The organism is Pseudobacillus sp. 179-B 2D1 NHS (assembly GCF_045370945.1).
Classification (GTDB): domain Bacteria; phylum Bacillota; class Bacilli; order Bacillales; family Domibacillaceae; genus Pseudobacillus.
Genome location: NZ_JBIQDP010000002.1, coordinates 95,454 through 113,879 on the forward strand (window position 1 = coordinate 95,454; position 18,426 = coordinate 113,879).

18 protein-coding genes and 3 riboswitches are annotated in these 18,426 nt (G+C 42.0%); of the genes, 5 read left to right on the forward strand and 13 right to left on the reverse strand.

Annotated elements, in window-relative coordinates; genetic code table 11:
- Nucleotides 1-91 precede the first annotated feature (91 nt).
- Nucleotides 92-196: riboswitch (TPP riboswitch) on the reverse strand.
- A 310-nt stretch (nt 197-506) separates the two neighbouring features.
- Nucleotides 507-914 carry a YuzC family spore coat inner layer protein gene (locus ACH0BF_RS02815; protein WP_120036845.1) on the forward strand — a complete coding sequence of 136 codons (408 nt, stop codon included), beginning with the start codon at nt 507-509 and terminating at the stop codon, nt 912-914.
- On the opposite strand, the gene thiW is transcribed toward ACH0BF_RS02815, so the two are convergent.
- From thiW to ACH0BF_RS02865, 10 genes are all read right to left on the reverse strand, one after another.
- Nucleotides 911-1,408, reverse strand: coding sequence for an energy coupling factor transporter S component ThiW (gene thiW / locus ACH0BF_RS02820; protein WP_406908814.1), 498 nt, complete (start codon nt 1,406-1,408; stop codon nt 911-913). The genes ACH0BF_RS02815 and thiW overlap by 4 nt on opposite strands.
- 62 nt (nt 1,409-1,470) lie before the next feature.
- Nucleotides 1,471-1,579: riboswitch (TPP riboswitch) on the reverse strand.
- A 71-nt stretch (nt 1,580-1,650) separates the two neighbouring features.
- Nucleotides 1,651-2,613 carry an ABC transporter substrate-binding protein gene (locus tag ACH0BF_RS02825; RefSeq protein ID WP_340854982.1) on the reverse strand — a complete coding sequence of 321 codons (963 nt, stop codon included), beginning with the start codon at nt 2,611-2,613 and terminating at the stop codon, nt 1,651-1,653.
- A gap of 15 nt (nt 2,614-2,628) precedes the next feature.
- Nucleotides 2,629-3,396 carry an ABC transporter ATP-binding protein gene (locus ACH0BF_RS02830; RefSeq protein ID WP_406908815.1) on the reverse strand — a complete coding sequence of 256 codons (768 nt, stop codon included), beginning with the start codon at nt 3,394-3,396 and terminating at the stop codon, nt 2,629-2,631.
- On the reverse strand, nt 3,393-4,415 hold the full coding sequence (locus ACH0BF_RS02835; protein WP_340856451.1) for a FecCD family ABC transporter permease: 1,023 nt from the start codon (nt 4,413-4,415) through the stop codon (nt 3,393-3,395). Before ACH0BF_RS02835 ends, ACH0BF_RS02830 begins: the two co-directional genes overlap by 4 nt.
- Before the next feature lie 247 nt (nt 4,416-4,662).
- Nucleotides 4,663-4,855, reverse strand: a riboswitch (cobalamin riboswitch).
- Between the two features lie 52 nt (nt 4,856-4,907).
- A complete protein-coding gene (locus ACH0BF_RS02840; protein ID WP_406908816.1) occupies nt 4,908-5,792 on the reverse strand; it encodes a superoxide dismutase in 885 nt (294 codons plus the stop codon).
- A gap of 199 nt (nt 5,793-5,991) precedes the next feature.
- On the reverse strand, nt 5,992-7,065 hold the full coding sequence (locus ACH0BF_RS02845; protein WP_406908817.1) for a YkvI family membrane protein: 1,074 nt from the start codon (nt 7,063-7,065) through the stop codon (nt 5,992-5,994).
- Nucleotides 7,066-7,160: 95 nt separating this feature from the next.
- Nucleotides 7,161-8,270 carry an o-succinylbenzoate synthase gene (gene menC / locus ACH0BF_RS02850; protein WP_340854996.1) on the reverse strand — a complete coding sequence of 370 codons (1,110 nt, stop codon included), beginning with the start codon at nt 8,268-8,270 and terminating at the stop codon, nt 7,161-7,163.
- The gene (locus tag ACH0BF_RS02855; RefSeq protein ID WP_340854998.1) at nt 8,267-9,097 is read right to left on the reverse strand and encodes a GNAT family N-acetyltransferase; all 831 of its coding nucleotides are present in this window, start codon (nt 9,095-9,097) and stop codon (nt 8,267-8,269) included. Before ACH0BF_RS02855 ends, menC begins: the two co-directional genes overlap by 4 nt.
- 6 nt (nt 9,098-9,103) lie before the next feature.
- Nucleotides 9,104-10,234, reverse strand: coding sequence for a M20 peptidase aminoacylase family protein (locus ACH0BF_RS02860; RefSeq protein WP_340855001.1), 1,131 nt, complete (start codon nt 10,232-10,234; stop codon nt 9,104-9,106).
- A gap of 72 nt (nt 10,235-10,306) precedes the next feature.
- Nucleotides 10,307-11,152 (reverse strand): MurR/RpiR family transcriptional regulator, encoded by an 846-nt coding sequence (locus ACH0BF_RS02865; protein ID WP_340855004.1) that lies wholly within the window; start codon nt 11,150-11,152, stop codon nt 10,307-10,309.
- A gap of 216 nt (nt 11,153-11,368) precedes the next feature.
- On the opposite strand from ACH0BF_RS02865, the gene ACH0BF_RS02870 reads away from it, so the two are divergent.
- The 4 genes from ACH0BF_RS02870 (at nt 11,369) to ACH0BF_RS02885 (ending at nt 15,700) form a co-directional block, all read left to right on the forward strand.
- A complete protein-coding gene (locus ACH0BF_RS02870; RefSeq protein ID WP_340855007.1) occupies nt 11,369-11,620 on the forward strand; it encodes a hypothetical protein in 252 nt (83 codons plus the stop codon).
- Between the two features lie 309 nt (nt 11,621-11,929).
- Nucleotides 11,930-13,054, forward strand: a complete 1,125-nt coding sequence (locus tag ACH0BF_RS02875) for a GerAB/ArcD/ProY family transporter (RefSeq protein WP_340855009.1) — start codon at nt 11,930-11,932, stop codon at nt 13,052-13,054.
- Complete coding sequence (locus tag ACH0BF_RS02880; RefSeq protein ID WP_340855011.1) at nt 13,020-14,537, forward strand: spore germination protein; 1,518 nt, start codon at nt 13,020-13,022, stop codon at nt 14,535-14,537. The genes ACH0BF_RS02875 and ACH0BF_RS02880 overlap by 35 nt, the downstream gene beginning before the upstream one ends.
- A complete protein-coding gene (locus ACH0BF_RS02885; RefSeq protein ID WP_340855013.1) occupies nt 14,534-15,700 on the forward strand; it encodes a Ger(x)C family spore germination protein in 1,167 nt (388 codons plus the stop codon). The genes ACH0BF_RS02880 and ACH0BF_RS02885 overlap by 4 nt, the downstream gene beginning before the upstream one ends.
- A gap of 62 nt (nt 15,701-15,762) precedes the next feature.
- On the opposite strand, the gene ACH0BF_RS02890 is transcribed toward ACH0BF_RS02885, so the two are convergent.
- The 3 genes from ACH0BF_RS02890 to ACH0BF_RS02900 form a co-directional block, all read right to left on the reverse strand.
- Nucleotides 15,763-16,938 carry a saccharopine dehydrogenase family protein gene (locus ACH0BF_RS02890; RefSeq protein ID WP_340855017.1) on the reverse strand — a complete coding sequence of 392 codons (1,176 nt, stop codon included), beginning with the start codon at nt 16,936-16,938 and terminating at the stop codon, nt 15,763-15,765.
- Nucleotides 16,939-17,112: 174 nt separating this feature from the next.
- Complete coding sequence (locus ACH0BF_RS02895) at nt 17,113-17,316, reverse strand: hypothetical protein (RefSeq protein WP_142927243.1); 204 nt, start codon at nt 17,314-17,316, stop codon at nt 17,113-17,115.
- A 220-nt stretch (nt 17,317-17,536) separates the two neighbouring features.
- A complete protein-coding gene (locus ACH0BF_RS02900) occupies nt 17,537-18,286 on the reverse strand; it encodes a DsbA family oxidoreductase (RefSeq protein ID WP_120036818.1) in 750 nt (249 codons plus the stop codon).
- Nucleotides 18,287-18,426: the final 140 nt, after the last annotated feature.

Genomic DNA, 18,426 nt, shown 5'->3' on the forward strand with positions numbered 1-18,426 from the left:
ATTACCTACACGTAAAAAAACCGCTCCTCATCAAGGGAAGCGGCTGTATAATTTTTTATCTTGCTGCAGGATTAGAAAGACTGCAGTTCAATATCAGGATACGACCTCTTCCCTCCGCTGGCATTATCCAGTTCAGGTAATAAGGGTTGAGGCCATTTACCTCTCTCAGCTTTTGCAAGCACCCCCAAGGACCAACTATTCAATTAGATTCTGCTGTTAGCTTGATCGTAATCACCAGTAATTTTCAATAAAATTTATGCTATTTAAATAGATAGTATTGATCATTTATTTTTCCCAATAGCCGTATATTAATAGAAGAGGCTAAAGATAAAGACTCCTCTGTACACATCAGGCTAATTGGAAAAAATCATCTTGCAAGGACCGTCACCTCATACGGAACGAAGTGGCCATCGGGTCATGAGTTCTACAGTAAAACAGATAACGAAGAAAGCAAGCATTTGTTAATGGCTGAGAAGTCTTACTTTTTAGGAAGGAGTGACACCGGGTTGTATTATTCTTATCCGTTTCAAAATCTTTACATGGCCCCGTTTGCAGGCACTTATCCTCACCATCGAGCCCTTCAACCAGTGGCCTCATGTCATCCTCCGTCCTTAAGGCCTTATCCTGAAGTGAATCCTGCTTTATTTAAACAATCCGCTCAATCAATCAAGCAGCTGCTGAATGAAACAAATTTGCTGTTAAATAAATTAACAGATAGCAGCGACTTTGCTCTTCGATTAATGACTGCTGCCCAGGCTGCCAATCGGCAAGAAGTGGAACGGCTGGTGCGATCAGCTGGTATATCAAGAAAAACAAATATTTCATTTAACCCTGATTCCTTCCGAATTGAGCTCAGAACCACTGCAGCAAACTTAGAATGCTGCAAGTTGGCTATTGCCCTTCGGTGGCGTTAAGGCTCTAACCGATATTTCCATGCGTTCAATTTAACTAGTCGCCTTACGAGCAAGAGACCGATAATTGATCCTGACAAGCTGCTGACGAGAAAAGCTGGCAAGAAGAAAAAAGCACCAGCCGCTGTTCCCATCAATATCTTTGCATAGGGAACGGCAAATAAAGGAGCAATGATTCCTGACCCAGTCACTTCTCCGATAGAAGCGGCCCATGTTCGGCTTGTTTTTTGATAAATATAGCCGGCGAGAAATGCACCAATCATGCCTCCCGGAAATGCTAGAAGTGAACCGGTTCCCATTAAATTTCTTAATAAACCAGTAACAAAGGCGATCATTACCGCCGGCCCCGGGCCAAGCAGCACACCGGCAATGACATTTACCGCATGCTGGACAGGGTAAGCCTTCGCCACACCGGCGGGAAACCAGACTAGCGAAGAGCCGAAGGTGGCAATCGCAGTAAATAAAGCCATATAAGCCATTTTTTGTACTCGATTCATTCGCATTCCCCCATACGAAAAAGCCGCATCCTCATCTGGATACGGCTGCAGTAAGTAAAATAGTGATAAATAATCTACTTTCCTACGCTGGTATCAACCAGATCAGGTTCAAAGAGTTGAAAAGCCATGTGCTTTTCTCTCAGCCTCTAACAGGCACCTCTAGTAGCTTCTTAATATTAACTTCTCTTTTATTATAGATGGAAATGATGAAAATGGAAAGAGGCGTCAGTAAGATTCTCTTTTTATTTTGAAAACTTTTCCGGATAAAGGCCTTCTGCTAATGTCTTCAGTGCTAATGGTGCACGTATGCCTTCCGCACCAGCCGACAAAGGCATAGTTATAATTCGGTTATTTTCAATAGCCTCTACATCAGCCAATTCTTTTTTTGAGAGCAGAAATTTTTTCTTTTGCTCTGCCGTTTGATCCCCGTAATCCATAATGACAATAACATCTGGATTGCGCTCGATTACCGCTTCCCAGCTCACACTCGTCCACCCCTTATTCACATCCTGGAAAATGTTTTTTGCCCCCGCCTTTTCAATCAATTTTGTTAAATAGGTATTGGCAGCAGTAAGCGGTTTGTCTTCTCCGCTGTCATAGACAAATACTTTTAATGGCAGACTAACAGTCCCAATTTGCTGAACTGTTTCGTCTATTTCTTTTTTCATTGAACTAACAAGATTTTCCGCTCGCTTTTCGATGTGAAAAATCTTTCCGATATTTTTAATGTCGGTATATACATCTTCCAATGTCGGGGATGTTTTGCTAGAAGACTGCTGAACATAAACAGGAATACCTGCGGCCTCCAGCTCTTCCGGGGTGCCGAGAGTCTTTTCTGTGAAGGCACTTTTCCACCCGGCATAAGCAAAATCAGGTTCAGCAGCAAAAAACACTTCTTTGGACGGGTACTGTGCCGCCAATACTGGCACTTTTCTATACGCCTCCTCCAATTCGGGAAGAATGCGATCATCCAGATAAGCTGTGCCTACCATAGAGTCTTCAAGCCCAAGCGCAAGCATGATTTCAGTTGCATGCTGATTCAATGCTACCGCTCTCTTTGGTGCAGCTGCCGTTCCCCATTCATCTGTTATCTTCTCCGCCGTTTTGCTGGCCGAACTCGAACTCTCATGATTGAAGCTCGCAAAGACCCATAGTGCAGCTATGCAAATAACTCCAGTTAAAATCCATATATTTTTTTTAATCATTTTGTTTCCCCCTTTTCACACATGAGCCAAAAATGTAATATGCGGTTTGTTTGTCCGCGGATGTATCTGGATCTCTCCATCTACTCCAAACACTTCTTTCAGCATGTCCTTGCTTAAAACCGCTGAGGGTGTTCCAGAACAAATCATGCGTCCCCCGTTCATAACGTATATATAGTCGCAATAGAACGCGGCCAGATTTAAATCATGCAGAGCAGCCAAAACAGTAATCGGCAGCTTTTTGACAAGGTCGAGCAGTTGCAGCTGATGTCTGATGTCTAAATGGTTGGTTGGCTCATCAAGAATAACCATGCCCGCCTTCTGAGCAAGTGCTCTCGCAATAAACACCCGCTGTTTTTCTCCCCCAGATAACTGCTGAAAGCTACTTTGGCCATACTCGACCATGTCTACATAAGCTAAAGATTCGTGAATAATCTGTCGGTCCTCTTCTGTTTCATGTTGAAAAAATTTTTTATAAGGGTGACGGCCCATTGCTACGATTTCTTCAACGGTAAAATCAAATGGCACAGCAGCCTCTTGACTTACGACAGCCAGTTGTTTTGCTGCTTGCTTTGCCGGCATTTCATGCAGCCCTTTGTCATTAAGCCATACCTTTCCGCTATCTGGTGTTAAAATCCGAGAAGCGTTCTTCAATAAAGTGGATTTCCCACTTCCATTAGGACCAATAACGCCAATGAACTGTTTATCAGCCGCTTGTAGTGAAATATCGTCAATGATAAACTTGCCGTTTGCTGAATAACTAACATTCTCAACGAGTAGTTTCATCGGCCGCCTCCCCCAAACGAATAGGAGCTGTGCCGCAAGAGCCAAATAAAAAATGGCCCTCCACAAAAAGCGGTAACTACACCAATCGGCAGCTCCTCTGGCGCAAGCAGCAAGCGGGCTGCTGTATCTGACCAAATCACAACGAGCATGCCAAGCAGTGCACTAACTGGAATCACACGCTTATGGTCGGAACCGAGCAATAGCCGGGCTAGATGAGGCACCATTAATCCTACAAAGCCAATAGAACCACTCACTGCCACTACTGCACCGGTAATTAAAGAAGCAACAACAATAAGGATCTTTCGAAAAACATCTGTATTTACTCCAAGTGTTCCTGCCGCTTCTTCCCCCATTAACAAAGCATTCAACGATGAAGAGGCAGATAATAAAAAGAGGACACTGCCAGCAATTATTAGCGTCGGAATCGCTAAGTGTTCCCACTTGGCTCCAGCAAGGCTACCCATCATCCAAAACATGACTTCTCGAATCCCCGATTCTTTCGGTGCTAATGTCACAATAAAATTGGTTACAGCGGACAGCGTCATCGAAACAGCTACACCGGCCAGCAATAGGCGTGTCGTGAGAATCTTTCCGCCTTCCTGGGCGATTATGTACACGGCTCCCATTGCTATCATGGCACCGGTAAAAGCGCCAGTAGTTAAGGCATATTGTCCAAAGACAGGCAGAGCGCCAAATAAAATAACGAGCGTTGCTACTACTGAAGCACCTGAAGATACGCCTAAGATATAAGGATCGGCAAGTGAATTTCGTACCAATGCCTGAATGACAACTCCTGCTACTGCAAGACCCGCTCCTGTTACAGTTCCGAGCAATACACGCGGCACCCGAATGTTCCAAATTATGTGTTCCTGAGCCTTATTCCAGTCTGCCTCTATGTAATTGCCCACCCAAGGTGCATGTGAAAGGATGATCTTCCATGCTGTAACAGCTGGCATATTAACCGGCCCTAGAGTAATAGACCATGTAATAGAAAATAAAAGGAAGACAGCAAGTCCCATGAGTAAATACAAATAACCCTGCTTGTTCGCGCGGAAAACAGCTGAGAAAACAAAGGATGATCCTCTTTTCTTTCTTATCCATCCTGCAAACGCTAGCTTCAATGTTCCATCTCCTCTCTTTTTTATCAGCACAGAAAGAAAGCCCTGTTCTTATCGCTAAGAACAAGGCTTGGGTGTGTGAAAACAGCACAAAAAAGCAACAGAGACTGCTTTGTCTTCGGCCACCTTTCCTTTCCGCGAAGGCATCATAGGGGATCAAACCTGGGTAGGTCTCCTGGCTTACGGATCTGCGCGCTTTTTTCGTCTTCCCTGATTTCTCAAGTGACATCAATGAAAAAAGAACTTTCCGATTACAGTGGCGGGACCGCTCGGGATTTGCACCCGATTCCCTGTTACCCTTTGCTGTCTGTTGCAAAGGCACCCGGTTCTCTTATATAAAGTTTTTCATTGCTTACCAGTGTAATATAGTTTCCATGAATAGGCAATGCCTTTTCAATGCCCCCTCGCTTTTCTCATGCGTCCCTCTACTTCATCCCAACAAACAATGTTCCACCAATTATCAATATACTCCGCACGCTTATTTTTATATTTCAAGTAGTAAGCATGTTCCCAAACATCAAGTACAAGTAAAGGAACTACATCCCATTGGCTTAAGTTTTGATGTTTTTCAGCTTGCAATATTTCTAATCGCTGAGCTTGCGGCGACCATACGAGAATGGCCCATCCCCCTCCCTCTACTTTCTCGGCGGCTTTGGAGAAGTGTCTCTTAAACCCATCGAAGCTGCCAAACGACCGGGAAATCTCTCGGTTTAATTCACTTGAAGGCTTTCCCCCTCCGTTTGGGCACATGATTCTCCAAAAGATCGAATGTAAATAATGCCCGGCACCATTGAAAGCAAGCTCTCTCTCCCAATGCTTGACGAGCTCAAAGTCATTATTTTTTCGTGCCTTTTGCAGCTCCAGCTCTGCTTTATTCAAACCTTCTACATAGCTTTGATGATGCCGGTCATGATGAAGCCTCATTGTTTCTTCATCAATATAAGGCTCTAAAGCATTGTACGCATAGGGGAGAGGGGGAAGTTTGTGGTGGCCAATAGGAACCTGTTCAGCTCTTTCTCGCTCTTCCTCCTTCTCTTTTTCGTTTTCTTCAGCAAACAGCCCTTCATGAAGCTGGCGCCACTCCTGATCTAATCCCAAAATCTCACTTTGGATTAAATGAATCTCTTCTTCTTTCATATTCGATAAACGATTATCCATCTTCTCTACCTGGTTTTTCCACTTTTCCACCTGATTAAGGTCAATTAATTCATGCTGCAAAGCACATAAAGCCTCACACCATTTTTTAGCTTCCTTTAAATAACTGCGGTATATCTCCATCTGCCCTCCTCCTTTCAGCTCGTAATTTCAACATATGCATTGTTTTTATATGCGTTCTTCTTCCATACTCTTCCCTCTGCCTAACAAAGCAAATGAAGAGGACCGTTATCAAAAAAGAAAGAGGGGCTATGCAATCCCTTGGCAAAACAAAAAGCTGCCCACCAGTTGGTGTTCACTTAACTGGTGGATAGCTTTCTTATTAGCTTGATATCTTCATTTCATTCTTAAATGGTTGCTTAAATCTAAGCCAGGCGAAAATAACACCGATAATTAAGATCAAACCGAGGTAGCCAACAATTGGATACAAGGTGCCTACTAATTTAACGAATCCGACGAAGCTTGCCAGAAAAGCGGCCAATGTAGAAATAACTACTGTCGGAGTAAAAGACTTACGATGGGCCGGTACGATTCGCGCAGCAAAAGCATATATCATTCCGACAGACGTATTATAAATCATCGCTAACAATACAAATGACATAAAATAACCTGTGATTGGCGAAATACCATTGGCAATGTGAACAATCGGCATAGCGGCCTGCTGACTGGCTCCGAAATCTAAAAGCATTGTCAAATTAATTAATAAGATCAATAAGCCAAGGCCAATGCCTCCAAAAATACCTCCAAGCCCAGCCGTTCTCTCATTCTTTTCAGCTCCTCCCATCAATGTCAAAATAGCTGCTCCAGCCGCAATGTTGTACGATACATATAAGATGGCTCCTATCAGCCAATGAGAGGCTGCCGTATTTTCTGTTTGGCTGATTTGAAAAATATCCGAAACATTCCCTTCATAACGGAAAACAGAGTAAATAAAAACGATAAAAATCATGATAAATAGGAAGGGAGTCATCAAACTAATCGCCGAAATAACTTTTTGAAAATTGAAACATAGAGTGACAGCAGTTAATACCGTCATTATAAGACTTCCATACAAAGGAGCGATACCAAATTGCTGTTCGAAAATCGATCCGCTGCCGGCAATCATTACTGCCGCAACGCCAAATAAGAAAAAGGTGATAAGGGCATCAACAAACATCCCTATCCATTTCCCGCAAATTAAATAAATAACATTTTTATGAGAATCGGTTTTAAGACGAGAGCCGATTTGCAGCAATTGCATGCCTAAAAAAGCAAATAGAAGAGTAGCCATACATGTTCCTGCTATGCTAATCCATCCAAAGCTCGTAAAAAATTGCAATATTTCCTGTCCGGAAGCAAATCCTGCCCCTACAATGACTCCGATGTATGCGCCTGCAATTTGAAAAGCTTTTTTCATTCTTCTCCCTCTTTCGTTTGAATATTCTGAATTCATTAGGTGTGGACAAGAAAACCTGTTGATGCCAGGTTTTCTTAAATGTCATACTCGCCAAATTACAGTGAATAGGCTTTTTCTTTCAATGTAAATTGCTTCACCGCTTCGAGATCAATATCATAGCCGATTCCTGGCTTGTTCGGAACTTGAATAACCCCATCGTGCACTGTTACTTCTGGTGTGACAATATCCTTCTCCCAATAACGGGAAGAAGCAGCCGTATCACCCGGGAGTGTAAAATTACTTAAGGTAGTTAATGCCACATTATGCGCTCGTCCTACACCCGCTTCAATCATTCCTCCGCACCAAACAGGAATATTGTTCTCCTTGCATAAATCATGAATCCGTTTAGATTCCGTCAATCCACCGACACGGCCAATTTTAATATTGATAATTTTACAGCTGCCGAGCTGCAAAGCTTTTCTGGCATCTTCATAGGAATGAATGCTTTCATCCAGACAAATCGGTGTTTTTAATTCTTTTTGAATAACCGCATGGTCAATGATATCATCCGATGCAAGCGGCTGTTCAATCATTGTTAAATTGAATTCGTCTAGCTTCTTCAATTCTGGCAGGTCCTCGAGACGATAAGCTGAATTGGCATCAGCCATAAGTTGGATATCTGGGAAAGAGCGACGGATCTCTCTGATGACATCAACATCCCAGCCCGGCTTAATTTTCACTTTGATTCGTTTATAGCCCTCTTCAACATGCTCTTTAATAATAGCTAAAAGATCATTCACCGTATCTTGAATACCGATGCTAATCCCCACATCAATCGTTGTATTGTCTCCTCCTAGAGCCTCATAAAGCGGGATTCCTTCCCGTTTAGCGTGCAAATCCCACACCGCTCCTTCAATGGCCGATTTCGCCATGTTATTTTTTCTGATCGGCTCAAATATCTCTGAAATTTCATCGGGATGAGAAATTTCTTTGCCTTTTAATAAAGGAATCAAGAAATCTTCTATCATATGCCAGTTTGTTTTTAGCGTTTCTTCATTATAAGAAGGAGAGACAAAAGCAACAGATTCTCCCCAGCCGGATACTCCCTCTTCATCTTTTACCTCTACGAGAATAAATTCTTTGTTTTCGATGGTTCCGAAGCTAGTAGTAAAAGGAAATTTCATTTCCATCTGTAAATGACGTAAAATAATTTCTGTTAATTTCATTTTTCCTCTTCCTTTCCTGCAAATTGAATATTCTTTATGAATAGATAATAGTTCACCAGTTCTTGCGGACGTTGAATGAGTTTTACAGCTGTATATCCGTTAGCGAATAGTTGTAGAAAAACTTTCCGTGTATTCATTCTCCAATCCAAAGCTAAATCAAATGATTGGCTTTTAATCTCTTGAAATTTTCGAGGAATCGGGACGAGCAATGCCTCTTCTCTTTCTAAATAATCAGGATGATGGAGGGACATTTTCGGCCATCCTTCTGTTGTTCTTTCATATTCTGCGAAAACTTTTGCCTTTTCTTCTGTAAAAGTAAAGGAGGTGTTCACGTAATCACTTTGAATCCACCAATCCACCTTCAATCGATCCGTTGGAAGACCGGCATTTAATCCATCCTCCATTTTACCGTAACAATTCACTTCATATGTGGAACAAACAGCTTTAAGCTTCGTTAAATTTAAATAAGCGTTTACGCTTTCGAGCGGATCGAACGTCCATGTTACCTGCTCATATCCAAGACGAGAAGCCTCTTGTTTTTGGGCGTTTTTCAACGCTTCACCAATTCCTTGCTTTTGATAATCAGGATGGATGCCAAGCATATGCGAACATAAGTAAGAAGAGCCATTTGAAAAACCAGCAAAGCTGTAACTAAAGCCAATTAATCGTTCTTCTTGAAAAGCACCTACTAACAAACCGCCATTTTTATGGGCGGTGAGCGTTTGATGGATCGGAATCGGCTCCATATTCCACGTGTCTCTTTCCAGCTGCTGCATTTTTTCAAAGTCTGTTCGATCATTAAATAACCGAATATGGTAATCTTGCACGTTTCTTCACCCTTTCATCCGTTCAAACGTTTGTATAATTGTTTCAGCCAATATCTCAATTCCTGGATAAAGAGCGTCTATCTGAAAAGTCATTTCAGGATGATGCAGACCCGGGCTTAAATCACAGCCTAATCCGAGCATCGCTGCCTTTACTTCCGGCCGCTTCACTGTGTAAAAATGAAAATCCTCTCCTCCAGTTGTCACGATAGGCGGGACGACATTTTTTTCCCCCAGCACTCTGCTGATCGCATTCTCCATTATATTAGAGGCTTCTTCTGAAACGATAGCCGCTGCCGTTTCGGCTTTTGTTTCTAAATGAATAGACGCTCCGTGAACAACTTCTATTCCTTTGCATGCCTGAACAATTTTCTCTGTCAGTGCTGCCATCACTTCGTTAGTCTGTGCGCGAACATCAATTGAAAAGGTCGCTTTTCCTGGAATAATATTACTCGATTCACCGCCACTTTGAAATTTCGTCATTTTCACTGAATAAGGAATAGACGGATCCATATGGATTTGCTGCATGGCTTGAATGAGCGAGGAACCGATCTCAATGGCATTCTTTCCGAGATGTGGCCTGGCACCATGAGCATCTTCTCCAATAATTTCCCCAGCAATAAACTTGGCTGCTCCATGCCGAATTCCCGGAGAAGCCTGTCCAAAGGATAACTCTTGAATGGGCCGCAGATGAACACCGTAAAGAAAATCCAAGCCATCAATAAGTCCCTTCTCTATCATTTTTAAGGCTCCGGTTCCTTTTTCCTCAGCTGGTTGAAAGATAACGACTAATCGTCCAGGAAAGTAATAATTTATTTTTTTCAGTAATAATAAGGCACCAACAGCCATTGTCATGTGGGCATCATGGCCACACGAATGATTGGCTTGAAATCGGCCGTTGACTTCCTGCCAGAGAGCATCAATATCACAGCGTAGTCCAACTGCCGGTTTCCCTTGGCCCATTTCTACAATGAGACCTGGACAGTCATCAAACGTTCTTACCGTGAACCCTTCATTTGTTAAATAATTGGTTAAAAAAGCGGTTGTGTTGACTTCCTGCCAGCTAATTTCCGGATGAGAATGCAAATAATCATATAATTGCCGTATAGCTGGTTTTAGTTGTTCAAGCTGCTTTTTCATAAAAAACTTCCTTTCTACCGATACAAAACAATGAATATTCAGTTTTTTCTATTTTAAGTAATTAATGATCGATCAATAATAAAATAGATGATCGGCATTTACCTGTTCATATTTTCGCTGTCGCTCCTTTACTTCCTCTGGGTATTGAACATACAAGCTTGCCATTATGGCATTAAGCAAGGAAAACAGCGGAGGAAAAACATCCAGAGTCGATCGCTCCTGGCTTCCTATAGCAAAAGTTAGGTCGCTGAATTCAGTGATCGGTGCTAGTCCAGAATCGGTCAAGCTTATAACAAACGCTCCCCGTTCCTTTGCCTTCTCTGCTATTTGAACCGTCTCCTTCACATATCTATGAAAAGTGATGGCAATAAAAACCGAATGTTCATTCATACTTTGTAGGACAGTTACAAGGTCATCAATCCCAGGCTGCACTAACTTCACCTCATCCCGTACAAGGCCCAATGTAAAAGCAAGCCATTGAGCGGGAGCAAAGGAGGTTCTCATTCCTGTCAAAAAAAGCTTGCCTGCTTCCATTATCCTGCTAACAGCCAGCTGAACGTCTTCTTCCTTAATAGTATCAATAGCTCTTTGGATGTTCTCCGCATCCTTTTCCATCACTTGAGCGAAGAAATGAGGCTCCTGAGCCATTTCCATCTTGGAAGAATAATAGCGGTTTAAGCTGCTTTTATGCTGAATAAGGTATTCGCGAATAATGGATTGCAGATGAGCATAGCCCTGTAACTCGAGCGAATAACAAAAACGAATAACTGTTGTTTCGCTGACAGCAATTTGTTTGCCCACTTCACTCGCAGACAATAAAGCAATTTTTTCAGGAAAATCAAGAACGTATTTCCCTACCTTTTGCTGACCTTTTGACAAGGAAGCATATCTTTCTTTTACTTTAGCTAATATTTCCATGTCCACTTCTCCCTAAATTGAAGCGTAAACAACATTTTTGTTTTCGGTGAAGCTTATGCTTCATAATAGAATATAAATTATCACAATTTTTGTTTATTAACAAGGGATTTTTTTCAGATAATTTCGTAAAAACACACTTCCTAAAAAAACGAAGAATATTTTTAGACAATCAGGGAAAAGAGAAAGCAATGAACTTCGCTAGAAAGGAGAGAAAATATGCAGTCAAAGTGGGTAAAACTAGCAGCTGGACCCTTCCTTACTGTCATGCTTCTGGGAGCATGCAGCGGCAATGAATCAGAAGAAGAAAAACCAGTAATGGAGGAGCCGACGGATAAAGTTGAGGAAGATGAAGATAATCAAGGTGGTTCCACTGAAAAAAATGCCGAAAATGATGGCAATTCTGAGGAAGATGAAAGAGAAGAAGATCCAGGTATTGATAAGGAAGATACAAAAATGGACGGAAATTAACAGAACAGCTCTGCACCGTATTTTACTAAAATACGGTGCAGAGCTTTTTTAGTACAGGCTCTGTTATACTTGCGTGTTGATTTTCACTGCAGGCGGACGCTTTCCGCGGGCAGTCTGTGACCCTCCTCGTCGCATGCGCGCTTGCGGGCTCTCACCAGGACGCTCTTTTCCCGCTGGAGTCGCTGCCTTCCGTTGCAATCAACGATGGAAAAAACAATATTCATCTTTAACAGAGCCTTAGTATAAAAAAGGGAAGAAAAGAAAAACTAGCCTAGAGGTCAACTAATATACGGAAATAAAGGTGGTCCTATGTACAAAGCCGATTCCATTACTCCTTTTCAACTTATTTTACTGGCGATGACGGCGATCGGTTTAAAGAACCATGTATTTGCTATTTCCCCTTTAGTTCAAACAGCAGGCCGCGATGCATGGATTGCTGTAGTGATTACAATGGTCCTTGCTTTTATTTGGATCCCACTTTTTTTATACATACAAAAAAGAACGGATAAGCAGCCTTTATTTAAATGGCTAGGAACAAAAATCGGCAATAAAGCGACTGTAGTCCTTGCCATTATCTTTATCGGTTACTTGGTTTTAATGGCAGCTGTTACTGCGCGGGAAACGATTACATGGGCAAACATTATGTTTTTGCCTGAAACACCCGCTTTTTTTCTCATTGTGCTATGTAGCTTCGTTTGCTGGGTAATGGCCACAACCAATTTAAGAACATTAAATATCCTCAATATATTTCTATTGTTTTTCATTGTCATTTTTGGCTTCTTTGTCGCCATTGCAAATATTCAACATAAAAATTACTCTTTATTGCTGCCGATATTGGAACATGGCTATGATCCGATAATGAAAAGCCTCATTTTCCAAGCATCAGGGCTTGCTGAAATTTTTATCTTTTTGCTGCTGCAACACAAAATAAATGCCCCGCTCCGTTTTCGTCACTATGCAGCCATTATCATTATTTTAACCGTGCTTACGACCGGGCCACTCATCGGGGCGATCATAGAATTCGGTCCGGTCGAGGCGGCTAAACAGCGCTTTCCAGCCTATGAAGAATGGGGACTTGTGTCGCTTGGTACATTTATTGAACACGTCGATTTTTTATCTATCTATCAATGGATGTCCGGTTCATTTATCCGAATATCACTTATTTTTATTTTAATGAAAGAAATTCTTCCTCTAGAATCAGAAAAAAAGAAAAATATAACGCTCCTATTCATCGCTCTTGCTGTGACAGGGCTGGTTCTAATCCCGATAACTGATTTCACCTTTTCCAAATGGCTCATTTTTATTGCTTTGCCGGCCAGTTTCTGGTTTTTCTCCGCGTTTACTGTTTTGTTCGTCTTACTCGCCATTTTTTTCGGAAGTAAAAAACGGGGGTCTACAAATGAAAACAAAGAAAATTCGACTGAAAAACGTTGAAGAATTAGTGAAACAGAAAAAGAAGGAGCGAACGCCGTCAGCTCAACACTCTTCGCTTACGGTAAGCTCTTTAAAAGATTTGTTCCAAAAAAATAAAGACGTTCAATTTACAGAATTAGCTTTTAATGACGATCCCATTACGCTTGTCTATTGCAGCGGATTAGTCCATGCTGATCTTCTTAAATCAACGATCCCAAAAAGGCTAGAAAAATTTTTTGCAGTCCATAACGGGGCAACAAAAGAGAACATTCACTCGTTGCATGTCCCTTCCCTGCAAATAGTAACGGAAAAAGAAAAAGCGGCAGAGGATATTTTTTCCGGCATGCTTCTCATTGTTTTTCCTGCCGACAAGCTGGTTGTTTCCATAGATATTGCTGATCGGCCGCAGCGAAAACCCGAAGAAACAAATACAGAAGTCAGCATTAAAGGTCCGCGGGATAATTTCATTGAGGATATTACAATCAATCACGCATTGATCAGAAAGAGGCTAAGAACGGTTTCATTGGCAAGCGAGTCGTTTGAAGTCGGAAGAAGATCAAAGACAAAAGTTTTAGTTTTGTATATGGACGATATATCCGATAAGGCGACTTTGGAACAAATTAGACAGCAGATAGAGAAGATCGACATTGATGCATTAGTAAGCGGCACACAGCTGGGAGAATTAATGAATGATGACCCTTACGCCTTTTTCCCACGCCACTCTTATACTGGAAGACCAGATTTTGCTGTTCAATCCTTATTGCAAGGCCGGTTTATCATCTTAATTGATGGTGTAGCCTACGCATATATTACTCCCGTCAATTTATTCTTTTTGCTGAAAAGCGCAGAAGATATGGAATATCCCTATGCCTTTAATTCATTTGAACGCTTACTAAGAGTGGCAGGCATATCAATCGCAACCTTTCTTCCCGGCTTCTGGGTGGCGCTCACTTCCTTCCATCAAAACCAACTTCCTTTAACCCTGCTGGCAACAGTGGTGGAATCTCGAAGCGGCGTTCCCTTTCCAACAGCGTTGGAAGCCATTTTAATGATGCTGTTATTTGAGCTGTTCCGGGAAGCTGGCTTAAGAATGCCGCTTGCCATCGGACAAACACTGAGCGTTGTTGGCGGCTTAATTATTGGGGATGCAGCCATTCGCGCCGGCTTAACGAGCCCCTCTATGCTTGTCGTTATCGCCGGTTCCTTTGTGGCCATGACTACGCTTGTTAATCAGTCATTTATCGGGGTTATCTCGCTTCTTCGCTTTTTCGTTATTATTCTCGTGGCGCTATTTGGTTTTTTCGGTTTCTTTGCTGCAATCTTCCTCATTGGTATTTACGCAGCACGAATTCGCACCTTTGGTGTCCCTTATTTAGAGCTCGCGACCCGCTTAAGCTGGAAGAATATTCTTAAAGCGATGATGCGTTTGCCTGCACAAAAAGACGATAAGCGAGCAAGCATGCTTGATCCCATCGATGCTACTAAAAAGGATGGGCGGCGATGAAGAAAAAAATGAGACGATTTTCGTACACCGGATTGTCGGCCCTGCTCCTTCTTTTGCTAACAGGATGCTGGGATTCCTATGAGCCTGATCGCATGGTTTATGCCCATGCCATAGGGATTGATTATAAAGATGGCTATTATACCATTTACCTGCAGCTTCTTAATTTAGGGATACTCGCTAAACAAGAGTCCGGGTCAGGCAGTGATGAAACAAAAGTAGAGGTTGGAAAGGCATCAGGCAAAACAATAGATCAAGCGATATTTAATTTGTATGAATCTTCCCAGCGCCGTGTTTTCTGGGGGCATTTAGCCGCCATTATTTTCACAGAAGAAGCCCTGCGAGCGCAAGCCGTAAGTCATGCAGTGGACTTATTTGACAGGTATCGTGAAACCCGGTATCGGATGTGGATGTACGCAACAAGAGAGCCGCTTGACAAATTATTAACCACAGTGCCTGTCATGCAGCTCTCTACGGCTCTTTCCAGGCTGGTTGATCCATACGCCTCCTACGATCAACGTTCCATATTAAAACCGGTAGATATGAGGGAACTGCTCATATTTTTAAATGAACCTCCACATGAAGCGATCATTCCATTAGTCGGCACAAACGAAAATAACTGGCGAACAGATAGCGGGAAGCGAAAATCTATTCAGTTAGAAGGAACCGCTATCGTCACAGCAAATTCCTTAAAAAAAGTTTTGCCACTGGAAAAATCAGCAGGACTAAAGTGGGTCAATAAAGATTTGAATCGAGAAGACTTACGAATAAGAAAAGGAAAATATAAGCATACGAGCATTTTAATTAATCACTTGGATGTGCATATAAAGCCTATTGTCAGGAAGGAAGGTATTCGCTTCACAATAAAAGTGAAAGCGAAGGGAGACCTCAGGGAATTAGATCAGCTTGCAAACCTTGCAGAGCTGGAACGCGAGGCAGCAAAAGTGATGGCACTGGAGATAAGGAACACCTTCAAGACAGGGCTGGAGGCTGATGCAGACGTACTGCGCTTATCGGAAGTTTTATACAGAAAAAATGTGCAAGCATGGAAGAGAGTGCAGCAGCAAGGCTCGATTCCATTAACAGAACAATCGCTTGAAAGCATACATGTCGGAGTTAAGATTGTCGAAGGAGAAAAACAGCGTAAGTATCCTACTTTAAAATAAAGATTAGTGAAAAAGCTGTCGTAAAACCGACTATTTAGTTGGCTTCATGACAGCTTCTTTCCTCATGACGATTGTATGGATGACTCTTGTCTTTCGATCATTTCTTTAATGATAACGCCACGCTTTGCCATTTCCTCCATGTACTTGCCACCAGGAACAATTTGCTCTGGAGGATAGACACCCGGTTTATTAATCGTTCCATTTCCAATCATTTGAGCAACAACGGAAATTGTATTGGCCGTTGCTCTCGCCATGGCGGTTACATTGTTAACAGTATCCTTGTATGTGATCATTTCATACGTACAGCTGGTCTTATGGTCTCCTTTTATCCCTTTTGTTTCGACTCTTAACAATACCACATCTTCTTTATCTCTCAAATTTACAATTGGATCGAGAGCTTTCAATAACACATCACGTGGTTTGATTTGCGTACCATTCACATTTACGGCGTAATCTGAACGTGTCAAATTCAAATCAACAAGTAATTTGAATTTTTCTGCATGCCCTGGATAACGTATCGTTTTATATTCCAGACAGTCAAGGGTCGGATAGGAATAGGAAAGCGTCGACGTTCCCCCTGCAGTATGAAATGCTTCTAAAGGACCGAACTTATCAAAATAAACGGTTTCCACTTCTGACAAAGAAGGAATTTCTTGTTTCTTCCCATTCCTAATGATAAAAGAAGCATCCGTATAATGATCAAATACCCCCTCCATTGAAAATACGTGATTATATTCAAGGGGTGGTTCCGGCCGCAGCGGAATGCCTCCTACATACAGCTTGATCGATTCAGTCTTATCAAGTTTACTCACACCGTATCCTGATAAAATGTTAATCATTCCTGGAGCCACACCAAGATCAGGAATAAGTGTAATACCAGCTGTCTTCGCTTCTTCTGACATTTCCAACACCCGTTCCGTTGCCTGGCCAATGTGACCACCTAAATCAACTGAGTGCACACCGGCTGCAATGGCTGCCTCTGCTACAGATACGTTAAACGAATAGAAAAGCGCGTTAATAACAACATCATGCTTTTTCATTAAATGAATAAGCTGGCTTTTATTAGAGGCATCCACGAAAGCTTCAGTTAACTTTGAAGATTGTAAGATTTCACATGTCTGCTTTGCTTTTTGGATATCGTAATCAGCCAGCGTAACTTCGGCCACCTCTTTACAATGCACCAAGTCTCTCGCGGCTTCTTTGCCCATTAGTCCGGATCCTAATACTAAGACGCGCATGTTTGGTTCCTCCTCATTTTTACTTTTTACACCACAGTATATGAGTTAGAATCCATTTCTTGCCCTGGAACATTATAAACAAGACAATTATTCAGCCCTGTATGAATTCGCTGCCGGACCCTCTGCTATTACTTTTCTTATTTTTCTCTTTCTTAAAATAAAGACAAATAAGGATCATTCAATCATTGTAGTCACAATTCCAAGAAGCGTGCTCTCTATTCGTCGAAGAACAATATGAACCAACGCTGACAATGATGGCAGCTCGCCTGGTTGAAGAAAGAATAGTTGTATCAGCTCTTGGCGAACAGTGATCTCCGAGTACGTCAGCCATCCTTGCCGCTCACTTAATAGCCATACCCATCGCGTAATTACCACCATGATCATTACAAATGTCGATGGAAGGAAAGAAATCTTCTCTTTACTTATCGCTATGCCACCTGTCCCATCCGCTTATAGCACACACTCTTTCTTAGTATCTTACTGAAAAATGCTGAATCCTTATACAATGTTGTAAATATACATAATTGGCCTGATAAAAAGAGCATGTCACCCATTAAGGTTTCACATGCTCTTCTTTCATCCCTTCTTTTTATTCCATTCATTTGTTTGACTGTGCGTTTTTAGTACTCCCTGTTACCTCACAGCCTTCCTCTGTGCAAACCGTTCCCTTTTCAATGACTTCGGATGATTGTTGCGGCCTAAGCTTTTCTTCAAGCTCTTCTTCCCATGCCTTCTGCAAAACAGATGCAAACACTTCAACCGGCTGTGCACCGGAAACTGCATATTTGCTATTAAACACAAAAAATGGGACACCCTGCACACCAAGTGTGCGTGCTTCTTCTTCATCAGCTCTTACTTCCTCGGTTAAACAATTTCCCTTCAGGAACAAAGTCACTTCTTCTCGGTTCAACCCCACTTCACTGGCAATTTCCGCTAATACATTGCCATCACTTATAGGCAATGAATCAGTAAAATAAGCCTTCAATAGTCTCTCTGTTATCTCTGCTCCCTTGCCTCTTTCTGCAGCAAATTTAGCTAGGCGATGGGCATCCAGCGTATTCACCGGCTTCATATTTTCAAAATTAAATAGCAAACCGGCTGCTTTTGCTTGTTCACCAATACTAACATTAGCCGCCTTTGCCTGCTCAATACTCATTCCATATTTTTCAGCAAGTATTTCATGAATGACTTTGGAAGGTTCTTTCGGTGCATGGGGGGTAAGCTCATAACTTTTAAACCGGACGTTTACCCGTTCCCTGTATGGAAACTTATCTAATGCTTCTTCCAAGCGACGCTTACCGATATAACAAAATGGACAAACAAAATCTGACCATATAACAATCTCCATCTTTTTACTCCTCTTTTTTTAAATTTTCACTTCTTTATCATAACCGACAGAGTTCGTAACAAAAAGTGGGGTTGTTTGACTATTTTCCCATTTTAAGAAAGTTCCTCTTGGCAAGGTAAAAGTAATCCATTATTATAGTT

Bases quoted from the DNA above. Each gene is read 5' to 3' on its own strand.
- thiW (WP_406908814.1), bottom strand. From the start codon at position 1,408: ATGAATCGAGTACAAAAAATGGCTTATATGGCTTTATTTACTGCGATT.
- ACH0BF_RS02825 (WP_340854982.1), bottom strand. From the start codon at position 2,613: ATGATTAAAAAAAATATATGGATTTTAACTGGAGTTATTTGCATAGCT.
- ACH0BF_RS02830 (WP_406908815.1), bottom strand. From the start codon at position 3,396: ATGAAACTACTCGTTGAGAATGTTAGTTATTCAGCAAACGGCAAGTTT.
- ACH0BF_RS02835 (WP_340856451.1), bottom strand. From the start codon at position 4,415: ATGGGACTTGCTGTCTTCCTTTTATTTTCTATTACATGGTCTATTACT.
- ACH0BF_RS02840 (WP_406908816.1), bottom strand. From the start codon at position 5,792: ATGGAGATATACCGCAGTTATTTAAAGGAAGCTAAAAAATGGTGTGAG.
- ACH0BF_RS02845 (WP_406908817.1), bottom strand. From the start codon at position 7,065: ATGAAAAAAGCTTTTCAAATTGCAGGCGCATACATCGGAGTCATTGTA.
- menC (WP_340854996.1), bottom strand. From the start codon at position 8,270: ATGAAATTAACAGAAATTATTTTACGTCATTTACAGATGGAAATGAAA.
- ACH0BF_RS02860 (WP_340855001.1), bottom strand. From the start codon at position 10,234: ATGAAAAAGCAGCTTGAACAACTAAAACCAGCTATACGGCAATTATAT.
- ACH0BF_RS02865 (WP_340855004.1), bottom strand. From the start codon at position 11,152: ATGGAAATATTAGCTAAAGTAAAAGAAAGATATGCTTCCTTGTCAAAA.
- ACH0BF_RS02870 (WP_340855007.1), top strand. From the start codon at position 11,369: ATGCAGTCAAAGTGGGTAAAACTAGCAGCTGGACCCTTCCTTACTGTC.
- ACH0BF_RS02875 (WP_340855009.1), top strand. From the start codon at position 11,930: ATGTACAAAGCCGATTCCATTACTCCTTTTCAACTTATTTTACTGGCG.
- ACH0BF_RS02880 (WP_340855011.1), top strand. From the start codon at position 13,020: ATGAAAACAAAGAAAATTCGACTGAAAAACGTTGAAGAATTAGTGAAA.
- ACH0BF_RS02885 (WP_340855013.1), top strand. From the start codon at position 14,534: ATGAAGAAAAAAATGAGACGATTTTCGTACACCGGATTGTCGGCCCTG.
- ACH0BF_RS02890 (WP_340855017.1), bottom strand. From the start codon at position 16,938: ATGCGCGTCTTAGTATTAGGATCCGGACTAATGGGCAAAGAAGCCGCG.
- ACH0BF_RS02895 (WP_142927243.1), bottom strand. From the start codon at position 17,316: ATGGTGGTAATTACGCGATGGGTATGGCTATTAAGTGAGCGGCAAGGA.
- ACH0BF_RS02900 (WP_120036818.1), bottom strand. From the start codon at position 18,286: ATGGAGATTGTTATATGGTCAGATTTTGTTTGTCCATTTTGTTATATC.